18 protein-coding genes are annotated in these 19,082 nt (G+C 58.2%); 6 read left to right on the top strand and 12 right to left on the bottom strand.

The features are described 5' to 3' along the window. The first annotated feature begins 73 nt into the window (after nt 1-73). On the top strand, nt 74-1,048 hold the full coding sequence (locus GS612_RS01475) for an AbrB family transcriptional regulator (RefSeq protein ID WP_371809258.1): 975 nt from the start codon (nt 74-76) through the stop codon (nt 1,046-1,048). On the opposite strand, the gene GS612_RS01470 is transcribed toward GS612_RS01475, so the two are convergent. The 5 genes from GS612_RS01470 to GS612_RS01450 all read right to left on the bottom strand — a co-directional run bounded on the left by GS612_RS01470 (nt 1,017) and on the right by GS612_RS01450 (nt 6,645). Next, the gene (locus GS612_RS01470) at nt 1,017-1,997 is read right to left on the bottom strand and encodes a D-2-hydroxyacid dehydrogenase family protein (RefSeq protein WP_171638860.1); all 981 of its coding nucleotides are present in this window, start codon (nt 1,995-1,997) and stop codon (nt 1,017-1,019) included. The genes GS612_RS01475 and GS612_RS01470 overlap by 32 nt on opposite strands. Next, on the bottom strand, nt 1,994-2,230 hold the full coding sequence (locus GS612_RS01465) for a hypothetical protein (protein WP_152459102.1): 237 nt from the start codon (nt 2,228-2,230) through the stop codon (nt 1,994-1,996). Before GS612_RS01465 ends, GS612_RS01470 begins: the two co-directional genes overlap by 4 nt. Before the next feature lie 51 nt (nt 2,231-2,281). Further along, entirely contained in the window at nt 2,282-3,370 is a 1,089-nt protein-coding gene (locus GS612_RS01460; protein ID WP_171638859.1) for a 4-oxalomesaconate tautomerase, read from the bottom strand. Between the two features lie 79 nt (nt 3,371-3,449). After that, on the bottom strand, nt 3,450-5,480 hold the full coding sequence (locus GS612_RS01455; RefSeq protein ID WP_171638858.1) for a tripartite tricarboxylate transporter permease: 2,031 nt from the start codon (nt 5,478-5,480) through the stop codon (nt 3,450-3,452). A 76-nt stretch (nt 5,481-5,556) separates the two neighbouring features. After that, the gene (locus tag GS612_RS01450) at nt 5,557-6,645 is read right to left on the bottom strand and encodes a tricarboxylate transporter (RefSeq protein WP_171638857.1); all 1,089 of its coding nucleotides are present in this window, start codon (nt 6,643-6,645) and stop codon (nt 5,557-5,559) included. Nucleotides 6,646-6,784: 139 nt separating this feature from the next. Between GS612_RS01450 and GS612_RS01445 the strand changes: the two genes are divergently transcribed. From GS612_RS01445 to GS612_RS01430, 4 genes are all read left to right on the top strand, one after another. Then, on the top strand, nt 6,785-7,453 hold the full coding sequence (locus tag GS612_RS01445) for a response regulator transcription factor (RefSeq protein ID WP_171638856.1): 669 nt from the start codon (nt 6,785-6,787) through the stop codon (nt 7,451-7,453). Continuing rightward, nucleotides 7,450-8,817 (top strand): sensor histidine kinase, encoded by a 1,368-nt coding sequence (locus GS612_RS01440; RefSeq protein WP_371809257.1) that lies wholly within the window; start codon nt 7,450-7,452, stop codon nt 8,815-8,817. The genes GS612_RS01445 and GS612_RS01440 overlap by 4 nt, the downstream gene beginning before the upstream one ends. A 514-nt stretch (nt 8,818-9,331) precedes the next feature. After that, a complete protein-coding gene (locus GS612_RS01435) occupies nt 9,332-10,219 on the top strand; it encodes an AraC family transcriptional regulator (protein ID WP_171638855.1) in 888 nt (295 codons plus the stop codon). 179 nt (nt 10,220-10,398) lie between these two features. Next, nucleotides 10,399-11,525 (top strand): IS3 family transposase gene (locus GS612_RS01430; protein ID WP_171638854.1). Its coding sequence is split into 2 segments (ribosomal slippage): nt 10,399-10,663 and nt 10,663-11,525, totalling 1,128 coding nucleotides; the frame shifts between segments, so codons are not numbered across the junction. A gap of 119 nt (nt 11,526-11,644) precedes the next feature. Here the strand turns inward: GS612_RS01430 and GS612_RS01425 are convergent. Further along, nucleotides 11,645-12,928, bottom strand: coding sequence for a cytochrome-c peroxidase (locus tag GS612_RS01425; RefSeq protein WP_171638853.1), 1,284 nt, complete (start codon nt 12,926-12,928; stop codon nt 11,645-11,647). A 3-nt stretch (nt 12,929-12,931) separates the two neighbouring features. Here GS612_RS01425 and GS612_RS01420 point away from each other — a divergent pair, with 3 nt between their 5' ends. After that, nucleotides 12,932-13,402 carry a tetratricopeptide repeat protein gene (locus tag GS612_RS01420; RefSeq protein ID WP_171638852.1) on the top strand — a complete coding sequence of 157 codons (471 nt, stop codon included), beginning with the start codon at nt 12,932-12,934 and terminating at the stop codon, nt 13,400-13,402. Between the two features lie 30 nt (nt 13,403-13,432). Here GS612_RS01420 and dctP read toward each other — a convergent pair whose 3' ends face one another. Genes dctP through GS612_RS01390 form a run of 6 tightly spaced genes read right to left on the bottom strand, consistent with a single transcriptional unit; the run spans nt 13,433 to nt 19,009 of the window. Further along, nucleotides 13,433-14,494: a TRAP transporter substrate-binding protein DctP gene (dctP, locus tag GS612_RS01415; RefSeq protein WP_152460164.1), complete on the bottom strand. Its 1,062-nt coding sequence runs from the start codon at nt 14,492-14,494 to the stop codon at nt 13,433-13,435. A gap of 24 nt (nt 14,495-14,518) precedes the next feature. Then, nucleotides 14,519-15,808 (bottom strand): TRAP transporter large permease, encoded by a 1,290-nt coding sequence (locus tag GS612_RS01410; RefSeq protein ID WP_171638851.1) that lies wholly within the window; start codon nt 15,806-15,808, stop codon nt 14,519-14,521. Next, nucleotides 15,809-16,396, bottom strand: coding sequence for a TRAP transporter small permease (locus GS612_RS01405; protein WP_171638850.1), 588 nt, complete (start codon nt 16,394-16,396; stop codon nt 15,809-15,811). Between the two features lie 53 nt (nt 16,397-16,449). Continuing rightward, entirely contained in the window at nt 16,450-16,965 is a 516-nt protein-coding gene (locus GS612_RS01400; RefSeq protein ID WP_371809256.1) for a flavin reductase family protein, read from the bottom strand. Beyond that, the gene (locus tag GS612_RS01395) at nt 16,965-17,855 is read right to left on the bottom strand and encodes an aldo/keto reductase family oxidoreductase (RefSeq protein ID WP_171638849.1); all 891 of its coding nucleotides are present in this window, start codon (nt 17,853-17,855) and stop codon (nt 16,965-16,967) included. The genes GS612_RS01400 and GS612_RS01395 overlap by 1 nt, the downstream gene beginning before the upstream one ends. Continuing rightward, the gene (locus GS612_RS01390) at nt 17,855-19,009 is read right to left on the bottom strand and encodes an LLM class flavin-dependent oxidoreductase (RefSeq protein ID WP_171638848.1); all 1,155 of its coding nucleotides are present in this window, start codon (nt 19,007-19,009) and stop codon (nt 17,855-17,857) included. Before GS612_RS01390 ends, GS612_RS01395 begins: the two co-directional genes overlap by 1 nt. Between the last annotated feature and the right edge of the window lie 73 nt (nt 19,010-19,082).

The following is a 19,082-nucleotide window of genomic DNA, read 5'->3' as shown; positions in this document are numbered from 1 at the left end:
CGCACCCTCCTCAGCGAAAAAACGTGCAGTGACCTTCGCGCTTGCAGTGTTGGGCACCGGAGCATTCTGGTTAATGAATTTGCCCCTGCCCTTCCTGTTCGGCCCAATGAGCGCCTGTCTGATTGCAGCCCTGGCGCATGCGCCGATGGAGGGATTCGGGCAGGTCTCGGTGGCGGCACGCACTATCCTGGGCGTTGCCGTGGGAGCATCGATCACTCCGGCCCTGTTTGCCGAATTGCCGAAAATGGCCGCGTCGATTGCGCTGGTTCCGTTCTTTATCCTGCTGATCGCACTAGTCGGAGTGCCATTCTTCCGCAAGGTTTGGGGCTTCGATACTACAACCGCTTTTTATGCTGCCATGCCCGGCGGGTTGCAGGACATGATCATCTTCGGATCCGAGGCGGGTGCCAATCCGCGCACGTTGTCGCTGATCCACGGCACACGCGTGCTGATCATAGTGACGTTGGCCCCGCTATTTCTGACTGTTTTCTATGGCGCTGAATTGACCAACCCAATCGGTGAACCCGCACACGCCCTGCCGGCTCACGAACTGGCCCTGATGGTGTTGGCCGCCTTTATCGGCTGGAAGGGCGGCGAGCGCATCGGTCTCTTCGGCGCGTCGATCCTGGGACCGATGATCCTGACAGCTGCTTTGTCACTCGGGGACTTCATCCATACCCGCCCCCCGCGCGAGGCCATCCTGGCCGCGCAATTCTTCATCGGTTGCGGAATCGGAGTGAAGTTTGTCGGTGTCACCTGGGTGGAATTGCGCAAGGTCGTGGCAGCGGGTTGCGCCTATGTGGTTGTTCTGGCCGTGTTGGCTGCGGCCTTCACTGCTGTTGTCACCACGTTAGGGCTTGGCAAGCCGGTCGAGGCGTTTCTGGCCTTCGCGCCCGGCGGGCAGGCCGAGATGACAGTTCTGGCCATCGTTTCAGGCGCGGACCTGGGCTTTGTGATCACTCACCATCTGACAAGGATTGTGCTGGTGATCATCGGCGCACCCATCGCCGCCAATCTTATTCTACGGTGGTCCAAACCTCGGGGTTGATCATGTGGATCGGCGCACCGTCAGCGTACGCATTTACCTGATCGAAGATATCGGCAAATTGCAGGTCGAACTCATCCTCGGTCACAAAACCAATATGCGGCGTCGCGATCAGGTTGGGATGTGCCAGCAAAGGATCGGTCGCGTCAGTCAGTGGCTCGGAATCGAATACATCAATCGCGGCTTTGCCGGGGCGACCGGCGTTGAGCGCTTCAAGCAAAGCGCCCGGAGCAATCAGCCCGGCCCGTGAAGTGTTCACGAAGATCGCCCCGGGCTGCATCTGCGCAATATCCGATGCGGTAATGATCGCACGCGTGTCCGGTTTCAGGCGCACATGGATCGAAACAACATCACTATCGGCAAAAAACGCCTCGCGGTTCGGCGCGACCCTAGCGCCATCCGCTTGCGCACGCGACCGACCTTCATCGGACGACCACCAAACGACATTCATTCCGAACGCCTCGGCATAACCCGCAACCGCACGCGCGATACGGCCGTAACCATAGAGCCCCAATTGACGACCGCGTAGCGTCTTGCCTACCCCTGCCTGCCAGTGCCCTGCCTTGACCGAGGCCATCTGAGCGGGCAAATCCCGCATCCCAGCCATGATCAGCGCCCATGTGAGTTCCGCCGCAGCATAAGACGGCGTGCCGCTATGCATATTCGAACACAGTAAAACACCCTGATCTGTACAGGCCGGCACATCAACATGGGGATAGACGCTGCGCTGGCTGATCAGCTGCAAATTCGGCAACTTTTCCAGCAAGGCGCGCGTGACTTTGGTCCGCTCTCGGAACAGCACCAGCACTTGAGCCTCCTGCAAACGCTTGGCCAAGATGTCAAGATCCTCGACATGATCCGTCCACACCGTCACTTCATGAGCGTTGAGTCTCTCAAAACATGGCAGCCCACGCAGCGTGTCGAACCAATCGTCCAGAATGTGTACTTTCATCGGCTTTCTATACTCTGCCCGGTGGTCAGTTTTCTGGGTGTCGGCACAAAATGCTGCACGTCAAGTGCTGCCAGCGCGTTTCGGACGCGTTCGCTTTGGTCCAACAGATGATTAAACTGCTCGTCGCATCCCGCGATTGGCGTGGGGTATTCGGCCATATCCCGCCGCAAGGCAGCTTGCGCCAACCGGAGCTCCTGACGCGCGATATCGAGGCATTCCGAGTAGTCGTCCATCGTAACCTCTCTCGTTTGTATACAAAAGTATACTAATTTGGATATACCTAATCAACTCCCTTTCCACACGGATGGTGGAACGTACACATGGCCGTCTGCCAACTTGCGCGCGGTACGAACCAAGCCTGCTGCGTTTACAGTGAACCCATTCTCAGTGGTGAAATCCACCAATACGTCGATCGTGCCCGAGGCATGTTCCAATATGACTTCAGCCGGGCTTGTCGTAGGGCGATCCAGCAAACCGTCCGCGACCGTGCCGGGCGTCAAAGCGCAGGACGCCATGCACTGCGCACCGGTAACCGCCATGGTCGGGTGGGTCTTCCACGGCATGAAATACCGCACCGCAAGCGTTCCGCCCGTTTTGGCAGGAGCTACAAGGCCGAATTTGGGGGTCACGGATTTGGACACATCCCCCATCCCCATCCGTTCACCGGCTTCGATCCGAACGGCTTCCATCCTGTCAAAAAAGGTGCGGTTGGCGTCGAGATCCTCGGCTTTTTCATAACCCGTCAGTCCGAAGTCGGCGGCGCAGGCAATGGCCATTGGCATAGCGACGTCCATGCAAGTCAGTTCGATCCCCTGTACTGTGTCACGCAGGTTGCCGGTGGGCAGAAATGCACCGGTTGCTGACCCAACCACCCCCATGAAACTCAGCTGCACCGGTGCAGATTGGCCGGGCACCCCGGCAATGCCTGTATCACCCTCATAGGTCAGCCTTCCCCCGGGTGTCTGAATCCGGGCCACTACACGGGCCCCGGTGTTGACCGCCCGGATACGGATTTCGGTTTCATCGCCTTGGGGCTCAAACAACCCCATTTCGATTGCAGCGGGGGCGACACCTGACAGGATGTTGCCGCAAGTTGGTTTGAAGTCGACCAACTTATCCTCGACCGCAACCTGCGCGAAGAAATAGTCGATATCGGCCCAGTCATCCTCGCTGACCGACAGCATCGCGACCTTGGTCGTGACCGCCGCGCCACCGCCGATACCATCAATGTTCAGCGACTGCCCGGCCCCGAGGGCAGCGATCAGCACTTTGGCCAAAGTGTCCAGATCCTCGGGCAGATCCGAGCGGCGGAAATACGGGCCCCGAGAGGTTCCGCCCCGCATGAATACATATGGGATTGCTGTTTGGGTCATCGGGTCCCCCCTAGCCAAGACTGAGTGGTGTTTCTTCTGCCCGGCCCGGTACACAGGCCGAGCGATGTCATCGGGCTGCTCATTTCAATGGCCAGGGCAAGCTGACCATGTCCTGCAACAGTCCAGGTGGGAAATCGCGGTTCAGAGCACCCGCCATCAGGCACATAAAGCCAATACCGCAGGCGGTCAGGATCAGCGCCATCTGCCAGCTGGCCCCCGCCCGAATACGGAAAAACGCGATCAGGAAACCCAGCAATGCAAGGATGAACCCCACCACCCATGTCGCCGCGATGAGACCGGCGAACCACGCCAGCGTGGACCACAAACCATGGGGGGCACTGGCGTCCTCACCCGCAATTTCCTTGTCTGCAAAAATCGCGTCGCCCTCGGGCCGCCGCATCATCTGGATCAGCAGAATCACGCAGCAGAACAAAGAGATGCAGCCGATCACCAGGGGGATGATTTTGTCGGTCATGTTGTAGTCAGGGATCATGTTAGCATTGACCAAAGCCACGATCAGATAGGCCATGATCACCAGTAGAAAGACCAATGGCGCACGCTTTGTACCTGCCTGAACCTCACCCTCGGCCATGATCATCTTGGCTTGCCGGATGCCCAGAATAACCGAGGCAACCGTGACGACGATCAAGACAATGACGATGGGGCTGAAGACATATTCCATCCCTTCGCCAAAGCTCTTTCGGAAACGGAACGATGCTATCTGGAAGGCCTGATTGGTGAACTTTTCAACCGGGTTCGACAGAACAAAGCCGATCAGGAAAGCCGGGCGCGACCAGTCGAACCGACGCAAGAAGATGCCGATCAAACCAATCACAAACAAGGCCAGCAGGTCTTCGAAGTTCTGACCGGATTGGAAGGCTGCAAAGCTGATCAACATGAACAGGAACGGCGCCAGATAGGTAAAGCGGATCGTGGTCAGCTTGGCGATCCCGCCCGAGGCCGCGATGCACAGGATGGTGCCCACCACGTTGGCCAGCGCCAACAGCCAGACGATCGAATAGGTGATGTCGAGATTGTCCTGAAGCATGCTCGGACCGACTTCGATATCTCCCGACCCCAGCAACGCAACCGCACCAATGAAGATTGCCATCGAGCCCGAGCCCGGAATTCCGAACAGAAGCGTCGGCACCAGACCGCCGCCTTCCTTGGCGTTGTTCGAGCTTTCCGGGCCGATGACCCCGCGCACTTCGCCTTTGCCGAAATTACTTTTGTCCTTGGTGGTTTGAACCGAATGGCCATAAGCGATCCAGTCAACGACCGAACCGCCGAGGCCCGGAATGACGCCGACGACGACCCCGATGATCGAACACCGGACCGACAGCCAGATATTCGCAAACCAGTCTTTGACGCCTTCCAGCCATCCAGCACCTATCGAGGCGCCTTTCGCAATCGACCGATCCTGCCGCAGCAGCGAGACGATTTCGGGCACCGCAAAAATACCCAAACCGACGATGACAAGTTTCAAGCCATCGGTCAGATAGGGAATGTCATAGGTCGCCATCCGAAGCGATCCACCAGCATCGGCCTCGCCAATTGTGCCTACCATCAGGCCCAGACCGGCGGCGGCGACGCCTTTCAGTGGGATACGTCCTGCCAAAATGGCGACCATCGACAGGCCGAGAATAGTGATCATCAACATCTCGGGCAGTCCAAAGGCCAGAACGATTGGGCGCGCGATCAGAATGAACATGGTCAGAAAGGTCGCGCCGACCAGCCCTCCGAACAGGGACGAGGAAAAGGCCGCCGACAGCGCCCGCGCGGCCTCGCCCTTTTTGGCCATGGGGAAGCCATCCAGCACTGTGGCCTGCGATGCCGAACTGCCGGGGATGCCCATCAGGACCGATGCGAAAGTGTCAGAGGTCGGAACCACCGCCACCATCCCGATCATCAGGGCCAGACCCAGGATCGGGTCCATGCCGAACATGAAAGGGAGCAAGAGCGACAGGCCGGCAATGCCTCCAAGCCCCGGGAAAACACCCACGGCCAGCCCCATAACGACGCCGAGCACGAGATAGCCCAGAACGATGGGTTGCAGGATCAGACCCCACGCATCACCAAGCGCAGGTAGAGCGGTGGCGAAAACCTCCATAGCGGCCGCCTTTCATAAATTGTCTTGTATGTAGAAAAGCGCGCGCCCTTCGTTGGGCGCGCGACGACGTGTCGGCTTAGTTCAGCTCGACACCATAGGCTTCTTTCAGCCAGTTCAGGACATATTGCTTGGCATTGTCATCCACATTGGTCGCGGTTTGCAGCGCAGCTTTTGATCCGTCGCCGACGAACACCGGATACTTGCCTACGCGTTTGGACGAAATGTCTGCAAAGTCACCACGCTCGGTTACAGCTTGGAACGCCGCGGTGTAGGTATCGACGACCTCTTGTGGCGTGTCACCGGGCAGGAAGGCCAGTTTCTGAACCGGGAAGCCCGCCACGAAGAAGGCTTTCCATGCGTCCCATGCTTCACCGCTGGTTTCACAGCCATCTGTGGCCTCGCAGACCTCTTTGAAAGTCGGGATATCCGGGAAAGTCGGATCGCGCACGATGTTGCCGTCTGCATCCAAGGCACCCCATGTCATCATCGGCACGGCCTGACCAGCCTCGACCAGCGGCGCCGAACCGCCCAGATAGCCCGAGGAGGTTTGATAATCGATGTTGGCCTCTCCACGTTCGAACATCAGGCGTCCGTCTCCACGGCCTTTGATGCCAAAGACAGGCTCAACGTTCATGCCTAGCATCTGCCATGCAAGCAACGGCACAAGGTCCAGACGGGTTGCGCCTTGAGAGCCATAGATGAAATTGGTGTCTTTCAGTGCATTTGCCGATCCATCAAACTTGGCACCATCTTCTGCGTTCAGATAGGCGACGCCACCGGTTCCCGATGCCATGACCGGAATCCAGTCGTTATATTCATAACGCACGCGCGGATCGTTCAGCAGATACGGGAATTGAGTTGAACCCGAGGTACCGAACAGCAGCGTACCGTCATCATGGCTTTGCTCCTGAAACCAGTTCGCACCCTTGGTCGAACCAGCGCCCGGCATGAATTTCACGACCACGGTCGGTTGACCCGGCAGCGCCTCGGACAGAAGCGGCGCAAAGAAGTTGGCCCATTTGGCAGACCCGCCGGTTTCCGAAAACGGGATGACCCATTCAATGGTCTTGCCCGAGAAATCGACCTCGGCTGCGGCGGGTGCTGCGATACCGGCGGCGGCGATCAGCCCCACGACGGCGCGACGAGTGAAGTTGGAAATGGCCATTGGTTCCTCCCTGTTGACCAGACAACCACGTCGGCGCCCTCCGCGCCACCGTGATCGCAAATAGAACTGTGGGGTTGATTCCCCCTCCCATCTGGCAATCATGGAGCGCCAACCTTGCGCGAAACTTGCGGGAGCCCGAATGCGGATCGTCATCGTCGAGGATAATGAGACCCTCGCCAACGCCATTGCCTATCGCTTGCGGGATCGGGGCCATGCTGCTGATGTACTGACAGATGGCGATGCAGCCGAACTGTATCTAGAGCAGGAAGGCGCGGACCTGATCGTTCTGGACATCAACCTTCCGGGTCGGTCAGGGCTTGAAATCTTGCGGTCGTTGCGCAACCGGGGTGACAGCGCCCCGGTTATTCTGCTGACCGCGCGCACCGAGACCAGTGACCGAGTGTCTGGTCTGGATATGGGCGCTGACGACTACCTGGTCAAACCTTTCGAGATGGACGAGCTCGAGGCGCGCATCCGCGCCCTGTCTCGTCGCAAGCAACTGGATTACGGCTCGCAAGAGACCATCGGAGAACTGGAATTTGACCGCACCGCGCGGCAGGTCAGCGTAAAGGGACAGGTGCTTGACGTGCCACGCCGAGAAATGGCTGTGCTTGAATGCCTGCTGGAACGGCGCGGCAGAATTGTCCCCAAGGGCCAACTGACTGACTATGTCTATGGCGTGGGTGCGGATGTCGAAGACTCTGCCGTTGAACCTCATGTATCGCGATTGCGCAAACGCCTTCAGAACCTTGGCATTAGGATCAAAACCGCCCGCGGTCTTGGGTATCTGCTTGAGGTGCAGAAGTGATCAGGCATGGTTCGCTCCGGCTTAGGCTGTTCATTCTGATCCTGACACCCTTGGTGTTGCTCGCGATTCTGCTTGGATATTGGCGCTACACGGTTGCCCGGGAAACGGCGCAAGAGCTTTTTGACGACAGCCTGTTATCTGCTGGTCTGGCGATCTCGCGCGATGTGGCGGTGTCAGACGGCGATGCTTTATCGCCCACCACCCGCAGCTTAATCCGCGATGCATCGGGGGGAGAGATTTTTTACCACGTGAACGGACCCGGCGGTATCTACGTAACCGGTTACGCATATCCACCTGCCTCGGCAAACCCGACAGAACAGGACGTTTACCAACCCCAGTTTTTCGAAGCTTTCTATCGTAACGAGCCGGTGCGCGTATTGAAAATGACCGAACGGGTCACACTGGATAACCTGGTAGGAGATGCGACGGTCACCGCATGGCAACGCATCGCGGATCGCAACGCGTTTGCCAACGAATTGTCGATCCGAGCAGCTATACTTATGGGCATCCTAATGGCCACCCTTGGCTTTGTCGTCTGGTTCGGCGTAGCGCGTGGCCTGCGACCGTTGCTGGATTTGCAGGACGCCATTGACCTGCGTTCGCCCGACGACCTCAGCAAGATAAAACGCCCGGTCCCGACCGAAGTCCGTGGCATTGTTCAGACCCTGAACCGGCTGTTTGGGCAGGTCGAAGACAGTATTAACGCCCATCAAGTGTTTATCTCAGAAGCTGCGCATCAACTGCGAAATCCAGCAGCCGCAGTCCAGTCCATGGCCGAGGCGCTGCGAGATGCAAAAACGGATGAAGACAGGGACAAACGCATTGTCGAGCTTGTGGCAGCAGCAAAGAACTCGGCCACTGTGGCGGAACAGCTGTTATCACTGGAACGGCTGCGGCAACCTACGCATCAGGATCAGATGGAAAAGATTGATTTCCGCTTGGTCGTGGAAGAAGCTAGTGCAGAGATGGGCGTACACATTCTGGCAAATGGGATCGATTTTGAGGTCACGATGCCGGAGTCTGCAATCATGGTAACAGGGGATCGGGTATTTTTGACTGAGGCCATCAAAAACCTGCTGGACAATGCAGTTAAGCATGGTGGCGCTAAATTGAGCCGAATTTCAATTGTGCTCTTCTGTGACGGAGGAAATGTCAATCTTACTGTGGCCGATGACGGAACTGGTCTTTCACCCGCCCAAAGCGAAGCAGCATTCAGTCGGTTTTCGCAGCTAGAGTACTCGGAAGGCAGCGGCCTTGGATTGTCAATTGTCTCAGCGGTGGCAAAACGCCACGGAGGAGTGGTTGCAATCAACCAAGTCGAAAAAGGAGCAAGCGTTACACTTGAGCTTCCCATAGCCCTGTAAGTCGTTTCCAGCATTTAGAATGCCCTAAACTCTTCAATATCAAAGGGTACTCTTTGCGGTTGCAGCGAACTGTTGCTTCGTTGCGCATTGCGGTTGTTTCCGGACTATGTTCTGAACGGCTGGCCTCGCAACCATCGGCTAATTTTCCGCGTCATAACAAACCGCCAACGTCGATAAAACCGATGTTGGGTCAAGCGATCTATGGTTGAGTTGTGGCCGTTCGGTGGAACGAGTACGAAAGGCTGCCTGGCGGAACAAAGCTAGCGCTCTTCTGAGACGCCGGTGTTATGCTTTCAGACATAAACCCGTTCCTGACGACCACCAGAGTCTCACACCCGTTTTTTTCATGTATGTCCCCCGTCAGTGCTGATCAATGATGTCGCGCAGGCCGTTCAACGACCACATATAACGCCAGCAAGGTGTTTGATCCTGTACCAGTTGGCCCAACTTATCGAATGTTGTCCGCGATGCGGATACCTGCAAATCTATCTATGTTGCCAGCCGGAGACATTCATTGCCTTTGAGATACGCTGATATCTATCCGTCAGAACCGCTTTTGAACAGCGATGCGATGCAGCGCCCTTCGGCGGCTGGTTTGATGTCAGTGCGGTATTTTCGGGCCGAACCTGATCGGATGCCCGAGGAAGTTTTTGCAGAACATCATGTCCTTCTGAACCTTCAGGAAAATGGGCATCGTGTTCAAAACTGGCGAGATGGGACACTGCGTGATTTCACCTTTTGCAAGGACGAAGTCATTGTGACCCCGGCAGGCATGCGGTCAGGTTGGCGGTGGTACGGACAGTCCGACGTGATCGTGATCACCTTGCATCCGGAAAAAGTCCAGCGCTTTGCACAGTCGGAACTCGGTATGCTGTTGGCGCCGGAGCAGTTTCACGATCAGCCGCAGTTTTACGACCCTGACCTATGTGCTGCAGGCGTCATTTTGCGCGACGCGCTTGAAGCCGACGATATGCCCTCGGCCGTGATGTTCGAAGCCATGAGCCGGGTATTTCTAGCTAAACTGCTGCAGAAATATGGAAAACGCCGCGCTGAAGAGGTCGAGCTGTCCGCGCGCTTTACCTCTCAGCACTATCAACGGGTGCTGGCCTACGTTCAGGACCGTTTGGATCAGACGATCACCGTCGATCAGATGGCGTCCGAGGCGGGCATAAGCCCCTCGCATTTCGCGCGGGTTTTCAAGGAGACGCTGGGCTCGACCCCCATGCAATATGTCATGGCCTACCGGGTTGAACAGGCGATGAAGATGATGGATGACCCGGCGCGCCCTCTGGGGGATATCGCCATGGCCTGCGGGTTCTCAGATCAGGCGCATTTCACGCGCAGTTTCAAACAGGTAGTAGGGCAGACCCCCCGCGCATTCCGCGCGGCGAATGCCGTCTGAAGCAGAATCTTTCAAAAACGCGGCAGTCCGGTGCAAGTATCCCTGCCGTCGACAGCGTATCTCAGGTGTCATCGGGCTTGTGCCCATCCAGACAGATTTTGGGAGATACGCCATGAACACCCTTGAGCCTCCCCAACTGAACGGGTCCACCGTTATGTTTAGGAAACGGAGGACTACGAATGGCAAACAAGCGACCGAGGCCCGAAGAGATTGTCTCGAAGTTACGGCAGGTTGAAGTTCTGATGGGGCAAGGGATGTCCCGTCTTGATGCGATCAGGCAGATCGGCGTTGTTGAACAAACCTACTACCGCTGGCGAAAGAAGTACGGCGGAATGGGTGTGGATCAGTTGAAGGAACTGAAGCGGCTTCAGAAAGAGAACGAGCGGCTGCGACGCGCGGTGTCTGACCTGACGTTGGACAAACTGATCCTCACGGAGGCGGCCAAGGGAAACTATTGAGCCCCGCTCGTCGTCGTGCCTGCATTGATCATGTCCGCAGCCAGCTCAAAGTATCTGAGCGACGCGCCTGCCGCGTGCTTGGACAACACCGGTCCACGCAACGGCGTGTACCACAAGGTCGCGCAGACGAAGACCGGCTGGTGGCCGACATGATCGAGCTGACCCGTCAATACGGCCGATATGGCTATCGCAGGATCGCTGCACTGCTGAGAGAGGCTGGCTGGTCTGTCAGCGATGGGCGGATTGAACGGCTCTGGCGACGAGAGGGGCTGAAAGTACCAGTGAAACAACCAAAGAAAGGACGGCTCTGGCTGAACGATGGGTCGTGTGTTCGGCTGAGGCCGGAGTATCGCAACCACGTGTGGTCCTATGATTTCGTCCATTGCCGAACCGATGATGGCAAAGCTTTCCGGACGCTGAACATCCTTGATGAGTACAGTCGGGAATGTTTGGCGATTAGAGTGAAGCGCAAGCTGAACTCGGTCGACGTGATCGATGCCCTGACAGACCTGTTCATACTTCGCGGCGCGCCCAGTTTCATACGTTCTGACAATGGGCCGGAATTTGTCGCCCAGGCTGTCCGAGACTGGATCACCGCCGTCGGCGCCCAGGCGGCTTACATCGAACCTGGCAGCCCGTGGGAGAACGGATACTGTGAAAGCTTCAATGGCAGGTTCAGGGACGAGTTGCTCAACGGTGAGATCTTCTACAGCCTGCGCGAAGCTCAAATTCTGATCGAACAATGGAGGAGACACTACAACACAAAACGCCCACACAGTGCACTGGGCTATCGCCCGCCAGCACCCGAAACCATCATATCAATGGATCGCAGGCCGACGATGCACTAACAATCAATTTGGACCAGTCAGATGAGGCTGCTCAAAAGCTCTTCTGCTTCGCCGATTTCGCATCAACCCGTCTCTGGCTCAGCCATTAGTCAACATGAGCTAAATAATATGAGAGATGGCTAAGGAGTAAACCCTTTCGGCACACCGAATATCGGCGAGTCTACGCTGCGACCTGTCAACGAATTCAGAAAAGCAATCAGGTTTTCTATTTCTAATCCCGTGAGTTGGATCGGATCGATATCAATTTTCTTGCGTTGACGTTCCATTTCATATTGGTCCTGCCAAACCAGGAAATCCGTTTCTTGCAACCATGGCACCTGGGGTAAGGCAGCCATTTGAGGGGTCCATGTGTCCAGGCTTGCCTGCGGGTCCAAATGATGGCGAATGACGCTTTCAAGATCGGGGAAGGCGCCGTTGTGCCCGTAAGGCGCGGTCAGGGCAACGTTTCGGAGCATCGGGGTGCGGAACCTGTAGGCATCCTCAAGGCGGTCGCTTTCACCCATGCGGCCCACATCACGGACGAAGGGATCCCACTGCCGGGTGCGACCCGGCCCAAAGGGAGGCAAGCCCAGTGCATGGAACTTCTGATCTGACATGAGCGGTCCGCTGTGGCAGGCGGAGCAGCGGGCTTTGTCGTAGAACAGCTTCATCCCCTCGATCTGCGCCGGTGAAAGGGCCTTCGTGTCGCCCGCAAGATAGTGGTCAAACGGGCTGTCGGTGCTGCGCCACTCGATCGCCATGAAAGCGGCCAGAGCGTTGGCGACTTGCGTGATCGTGATGTCCTCGGTCGTCTCGACCTCATCAAAGGCGGCGACCATGGCCGGACCATAGCGCGGATCGGTGCGGACGCGTTTCGCCAGAATAGGCCAGCCCCTGTCGATACGATCATGCACCGCGCCTGTGACTTCATTTTCGGCCACATTGCCCGCCATCTCGAATTGTGAAGTCAGGGGAAACAGAGCCTGTGCCGCCAGCAGGGAATTCAGGCCCTCGGGCAGCCACTCCTGCGCAGGGGAATTGAAGCCGTTGCCGTAGACGTCGGAAATGCTCAGCCTGCCGTCGTGAAAGACGGTGTGTATGTCCTTGGCCCCAAGATTCCATAGGCCCGGAGAGTTGCGAGGGATGCGTTTGCGTATTCTGTCGGCCCCGGTGCCGGGTGTGCGGTCCGGCCCCAGCCCCTTTCCGCCTTCTCCTATGCCCAGCGACAACCCGTCCGAAGTGCCGAAATCCGGGTGGTGACAATGGGCGCAGGCGATGTTGCGGTTGCCTGACAGGATCGGGTCGTAAAACAGTTGATGACCGATGGCGGCCTGTTCCATATCAAAGGGGATAAAGTCATCATCGGTCAGCGGGCGCGGCAAATCCTGTGCCACAGCGGCCCCGACCCAGAAGAAGGCAACCATCCCATGCGCCAGCTTTTTTTTGCCCTTTGCGTATTTGCGTCTCCGGCTCTGGCTGAACTGGAGCAAGCCCGCGACTTGATGGAAGCCGGTCAGTTTGCGGCCGCGCGCGAGGAACTTCTTCCAGCCGCGCGCTCGGGCAACGCCGAGGCAGAAGAACTGATCGGCGTGATGTACGGGCTGGGTTTGGGGGTCGAGCAGGATTACGAACGGGCCTTTGAATGGTATCTGCGCGCCTCGATGAAGGGACATCCGGGGGCGCAATCGGGCGTTGGCTGGTACTATGAATTGGGTCTGGGCATGCCCGCGCCCGATCTGGTGCGCGCGTATATGTGGTACACGCTCAGCGCCATTGGCGGCGACCCCGACGCGGCGATCAGCCTTGAGGAAGTGGTCAAGAAAATGTCGCCGGAGCAGATCGAAAAGGCGCATGTTCTGGTCAACGACTACAAAGGGTGGATGTACCCTTTTCGGTGAGGGCCAGGCCGCAAAGCCCGGCCCAACCGTTCACTTCAGATCCGCATCGCGAGCGGCGTTGACGTCGGCCTCAGCCGCCGCGACCGCCTCGGTCAGTGCAGCAAAAATCTCGTCGCCACGCGCAACGTTGGACTGGAACCAATCATAGACTGGCGTTGCGGCCTCTTTGAACGCAGCCTTCTGATCGGGTGTCAGCACATAGAGGTCTCCGCCACCGGCCACGAAATCCTCATAGGCTTGGATCGACTTGCGCTTGGGGGAGGCGAAAGTGGCCTGTTGCAGGGCATAGAACCCGTCGACCACGACGCGGCGCAGGTCCTCGGGCATCTCCTGGAACTTGGCGTTGTTCATCCACCACAGCGCGCCCATATAGGCGTGGCCGTCCAGCGTGACGTATTGCAGGCCCGCATCCGGGAATTTCATGCCCATGATGTCGGTGATGCCGTTCTTGGATCCTTCAACGACACCGGTCTGGAAGCTGGTGAACAGTTCCGGCCACGGGATCGGGGTGGGCGACGCACCCAGCGCCTTGACCAGTTCCTGCGGCAGGTCGGCGACGACGGTGCGGATTTTCAGACCTTCCATATCCGCAGGCTCGGCAATGCGGCGCTGTGTGTTGGCAAAGTTGCGCCAGCCGCCGGTGTTGCCGATGGTCATCAGACGGATCGCGCCGCCCGAGTCCTCAAGCGCCATGTCGCGCATTGTGCGGGTGAAATCGCCCGACAGGACATGCTCGGCAATGCGGTCATCGGCCATCAGATAGGGCAGGTCCAGAACCTGCACGTAAGGAAAGATGCCTGAGGCCCCGCCCGAGGTCGAGATGTAGATGTCGATGGTTCCGTCTGCCACGCCCTGCAAGCATTCGGCCCCGTTCGAGCAGAGCTGAGTGCCGATGAACAGTTCGACCTCGATCGCGCCGTTCGAGGCAGATTCGACATAGTTCTTGAAGACGATCAGCCCGTCATAATCCTCATCATTTTCGTTCGAATTTGCGGTTGCGCGCAGCGTATAATCGGCAGCTGTCGCAGCCATGGCGGACGCCGCCACCAGCGATGTGGCCACCGCTGCGGTTTTGATGAATTCTCTGAGCATGCGTTTCCTCCCTGTGGAACTCAGTTAGTTGGCAAATCCCGTTATCCTCGGGATCGTCATGGATAGTGCGGGTATGTAAGTGATCAGGAAAATCACGATGATTTCGACCGCCAGGAACGGCAGAATCGCCTTGGCGATGGTTTCAACCCGTTCGCGCGATACGGCGGCGGCCACGAACAGCACCAGGCCCATTGGCGGGGTGGCGAGGCCGACGGTCAGGTTGACGCTCATGATGATGGCGAAATGGATCGGGTCGACGCCCAGGCTGGTGAAAATCGGTCCAAGGATTGGTCCAAGGATGATGATCGCAGGGCCTGCGTCCAGAAACATGCCGACGATGAACAGCAGCAGGTTGATCAGGAACAGCAGGATCAGCGGGTTTTCCGACAGGCTGAGGATCAGCGAGGCCAGTTGTTCCGGCGCATGGCTGAGGCTGACGACCGTCTTGAACGCCATCGCAGCACCAACCAGCAGCAGAACAACGGCTGAAGTCATGCCTGCATTGCTGAGCACCTCGGGGACCTCTTTCCATGTCAATGTCCGCAGGATGAAGAACCCGATGATGAAGGCATAGCCCACGGCGACTGCCGCAGCCTCGGTCGGTGTGAAGATACCACCCAGAATACCGCCCAGAATGATGCCCGGTGTCATCAATGGGAAAAAGGCCTTCAAACTGGCCTGACGCCGCTCGGGCCATGTGTATTTGCGGCTGGCGACGGGGAAGTCATAGCGGTCGGCCATCAGTTTGATCATCAGCATCAGACCGACACCGACCATCACGCCCGGAACGATCCCCGCCAGAAACAACGCGGCCACGCTTTCGCCCATCACATAGGCATAGATGATCATGATGCCCGAGGGCGGAATGATCGGCCCGATCACCGAACTCGCCGCCGTGATCGCGGCGGCGAATTTACGGGTATAGCCCTGTTTCTCCATCGCCGGGATCAGCATCGACCCTAGCGCCGAGGTGTCCGCCACGGCGGACCCCGAGAGGCCCGCGAACAGAATCGAACTCAGCACGTTCACATGCGCCAGACCACCGCGCAGATGACCCATCAGAGCCTGCGAAAACTCGACAAGGCGGATGGTGATGCCGCCTCGGTTCATAAGCTCTCCGGCCAGCATGAAGAAGGGGATCGCCATCAGAGGGAAGCTGTCCATGCCGTTATAGACGTTGCGATAGAGCAGCGTGATGTCGTTTGTCTGGCCGTTCAGCCACAGCAGGATTCCGGGCGCCGCGAGCAAAGCGAAAAAGACCGGCAGGCCGATCAGCAGGAAAATCAGGAAGGTGGGCAGGAACCAGATCAGCATTTATTCGGCCCCCACTGCCGCATCGGGAATTTCGGGCAACAGGTGGCCGCCGCCCAGCAGAATAATGAAGGACCTCAGGATCAGCTCGATATTCACCGAGATCAGCAGGATGATCCCCACCAGCAGCGATGCCATCATCCAACTGCGCGGAATGCGATACCATTCGTCGAACCCGAAAGAGGTGGGTAGATACAGCGCGGCGGTGGCGAATCTGCCGCCAAAGCCGGTAACCTCGGACCAGCCGATGTTGACCGCGACCAGCAGGACGACGAGCGCGATCAAAAGCAGGAACAGATTCAGCGTTTGACCGATGATACGGGGAAGGAAGCGTTCCAGCATGTCTATGGCCACAAAGCCGCCGCGCCGAAAGGCGGTGGGCGCCATAAGACCGGTCATCCACAACATGCAGAACCGCGCGGCCTCATCCGGCCACGGCAGCGCATTGCCCAGAACGTATCGGAAAAACACCTGGATCAGGATTGCGATCACCATGAGCGCAATCGCAACAACACCAACCGCGCGGCCCAGACGCAGCACGGTTTCGTTCACGAATGCAATCGGCGCAAGCACCGATGCCAGTCCGCCCATGCGGATCCTCCCTTGTTCAGCCGCGGGTGTCCCCCACGGTCATCAAATCGCGCTTAGGTTTTCGCGAATTGGCCGAGTTTCCCGGCATAAAAGGTCAGCGCGTCTCCATCCGACATGCTGGCCCTGAGAACCTTTCCAACTACAATAACGTGATCGCCTGCATCGTGATACGCGTGCTGTTCGCATTCGAATCGCGCCAGGCAGTCCGCCAACACCGGTGTCCCGTTCTCACAGCGCTCGTGGCGGATGTCCCGCAGTGCAAAGGCGTCTTTCGAGCAGCCGAAACACAGCTCGGCCTGTTCCGCGGACAGCACGTGGACGCTGAAATGGCGCGCCTTGTGGAAATAGGGGAAGCGGCGCGAGTTGCGGTCTCCGGCCCACATGATCAGCGGTGGGTCGAGCGATAGGGACGAAAAGCTATTCGCGGTGATGCAGACCGGCCCGTCCGCGCTGTCGCAAGTCACGATCGTGACGCCGGTTGCAAAGCGGCCGAAGGCGTCGCGCAGGGTGCGTGTGTCGTCCTTATGCGGAATGAAGGTGCGGGTCATGTCCTTTGAGATTGCGTTCATCATGGTACCTCATGCCCCAGTGCCGCCTCGTACAGGCGGAACCAGCTTTCGCGATCCAGTTTGACTTTCAATGCGTCCGAGGCGCGTTTGATCCGGTCCAGATTGTTGGTGCCCAGAACCGGCAGGATGTTGGCCGGATGGGCCAGCAGGAACGCCACTGCGACGGCCGCGCGATCCACGCCGAACCCGGCTGCGATTTCGTCGGCGACGACCCCAACCGGTGGGTTTCCGGCCATCAACAGGCCTCCACCCAGCGGCGACCATGCCATCACCGGATGGCCATGCTGTTGGTGAAACGCTAGGTCCCCGTTGGTGAAGGGGCTGATCTCACCCAGAGAAATTTCGATCTGGTTGGTGACCAACTGCGTTTTCATCGCCGATTGCAGCAACGACCAATCCCACGGGCGGAAGTTGGACACGCCCACCGCGCCGACCTTGCCGCTGGCGACAACCTCATCCAGGGCGGCTCCGGTTTCATGGTGGTCCATCATCGGATCCGGGCGGTGGATCAACAGCAGATCGATGTGGTCAATCGCCATTTCCGACAGCGACGTTTCGACCGATTTCAGTATGTGGGCGCGCGAGGTGTCGTAGTATTTTACCTTCGCATCCGCGTAACGGCCAACCGGTGCGACGATGTCGCATTTGGTGACGATCTCCATCTTCTGACGCAGGTTTGGATTGGCGCGCAGGGCGGCACCCAGCACGGCCTCGGCCTGGTAGCCGCCATAGATGTCGGCCTGATCGAAGGTGGTGATGCCCTGATCCAGACAGGCCTGAATCTTGGCCTCGACATGGGCCGCGGAGGTGTCACTGTCATCGCCCAACCGCCACATGCCATAGACAAGGCGGCTCATCTCCAGCGAGTCAGATAGTTTCACACGTTGCATCAGCGGCGTTCTCCGTTGCCCAGCGGTGTGGCCGGGGTCGTTTTGGGAACCCTTCCGTAAGCTTCGGGAAGGGAGCAGGTTTTCAGGTTCGGCAACACGCGGGCGCCGAAATGGCGGGCTTCGTCCAGATGCGGGTAGCCCGAGAAGATGAAAGCGCGGATGCCCATCTTCTGGTATTCCTCGATCTTCGACATAACCTGATCCGTCGATCCGACCAGCGCCGCCCCACAGCCCGAACGCGCGCGGCCAACACCGGTCCAGAGACCGGGCTCGACATAGCCGTATTCATCCGCCAGATCGCGGTTCCTGGCCTGATGCGCCACCCCCAGCGAGGTCGAATCCAGCGCCCGTTCGCGGATGGCGCGACCGTATTCGTCGTCCAGCTTCGAAACGATGTAATCCGCGTATTCCTGTGCCTCAGCCTCGGTATCGCGAACGATCATATGGACACGCAACCCGTAATCCAGCGTGCGGTCGTAGTTTTCAGCGACGGCGTGAACGGCCTTCATCCGTTCGGCCAGTTGATCCCTGGTTTCAGGCCACATCAGGTAGACGTCACAATGTTCGCCGCACAGATCCAAAGCAGAGGGAGAATAGCCGCCGAAATAAAGCAGCGGCCCACCGGTCTGATATGGCTTGGCCGGGTCGGTGGTCAGGCCCGAGAAGTTATAGACCTCGCCTGCATGATTGATCTCGTCCTGCGTCCAGGCCTGTTTCAGAATCTCCACCACTTCGCGCGAACGCTGATAACGGAACGCGCTGTCGGCCTTCTCACCTGGAAAGTCGGATGAGATGATGTTGACCGTCAAACGCCCCTTCAGCATGTGGTCCAGCGTTGCGATGGTGCGGGCCAGCATGATCGGTTGCATCTCGCCGCAGCGCACGGCGGCCAGCAGGTTGATCCGGTCGGTGATCGGAGCGCAGCCGGCGACAAAGCTCAACGTGTCTTGACCGACCTGATAGGAGGACGGGCAGAGGATGTTGCGGAATCCCTGCGCTTCGGTCTCTTTCACAATGCTCGAGCAATGCTCCCAACTCGACCGCAGGTCGCCATCAGGGACGCCAAGGAACTGGTAATCATCGGAACACAGCGCAGCGAACCACGAAACTTCGGCCGCATCCAGATCGGGGGATGTGATGGGGACGATGCTCATTTGATTCACGCTCCGTACATCTTTGACTTTCCTCTTGCGTAGCAATCGCTTTGATGTAGATCAATAGTGTATC

Origin of the sequence: Ruegeria sp. HKCCD6157 (genome assembly GCF_013110685.1) — a bacterium.
In the GTDB taxonomy this organism is placed as follows: Bacteria; Pseudomonadota; Alphaproteobacteria; order Rhodobacterales; family Rhodobacteraceae; genus Ruegeria.
This window is presented reverse-complemented; position numbering and strand designations above follow the sequence as displayed.

Coding starts and splice junctions, on each gene's coding strand:
- GS612_RS01475 (WP_371809258.1), top strand. CDS start 74: ATGAATTTGCCCCTGCCCTTCCTGTTCGGCCCAATGAGCGCCTGTCTG.
- GS612_RS01470 (WP_171638860.1), bottom strand. CDS start 1,997: ATGAAAGTACACATTCTGGACGATTGGTTCGACACGCTGCGTGGGCTG.
- GS612_RS01465 (WP_152459102.1), bottom strand. CDS start 2,230: ATGGACGACTACTCGGAATGCCTCGATATCGCGCGTCAGGAGCTCCGG.
- GS612_RS01460 (WP_171638859.1), bottom strand. CDS start 3,370: ATGACCCAAACAGCAATCCCATATGTATTCATGCGGGGCGGAACCTCT.
- GS612_RS01455 (WP_171638858.1), bottom strand. CDS start 5,480: ATGGAGGTTTTCGCCACCGCTCTACCTGCGCTTGGTGATGCGTGGGGT.
- GS612_RS01450 (WP_171638857.1), bottom strand. CDS start 6,645: ATGGCCATTTCCAACTTCACTCGTCGCGCCGTCGTGGGGCTGATCGCC.
- GS612_RS01445 (WP_171638856.1), top strand. CDS start 6,785: ATGCGGATCGTCATCGTCGAGGATAATGAGACCCTCGCCAACGCCATT.
- GS612_RS01425 (WP_171638853.1), bottom strand. CDS start 12,928: ATGGTTGCCTTCTTCTGGGTCGGGGCCGCTGTGGCACAGGATTTGCCG.
- GS612_RS01420 (WP_171638852.1), top strand. CDS start 12,932: ATGCGCCAGCTTTTTTTTGCCCTTTGCGTATTTGCGTCTCCGGCTCTG.
- dctP (WP_152460164.1), bottom strand. CDS start 14,494: ATGCTCAGAGAATTCATCAAAACCGCAGCGGTGGCCACATCGCTGGTG.
- GS612_RS01410 (WP_171638851.1), bottom strand. CDS start 15,808: ATGCTGATCTGGTTCCTGCCCACCTTCCTGATTTTCCTGCTGATCGGC.
- GS612_RS01405 (WP_171638850.1), bottom strand. CDS start 16,396: ATGGGCGGACTGGCATCGGTGCTTGCGCCGATTGCATTCGTGAACGAA.
- GS612_RS01400 (WP_371809256.1), bottom strand. CDS start 16,965: ATGAACGCAATCTCAAAGGACATGACCCGCACCTTCATTCCGCATAAG.
- GS612_RS01395 (WP_171638849.1), bottom strand. CDS start 17,855: ATGCAACGTGTGAAACTATCTGACTCGCTGGAGATGAGCCGCCTTGTC.
- GS612_RS01390 (WP_171638848.1), bottom strand. CDS start 19,009: ATGAGCATCGTCCCCATCACATCCCCCGATCTGGATGCGGCCGAAGTT.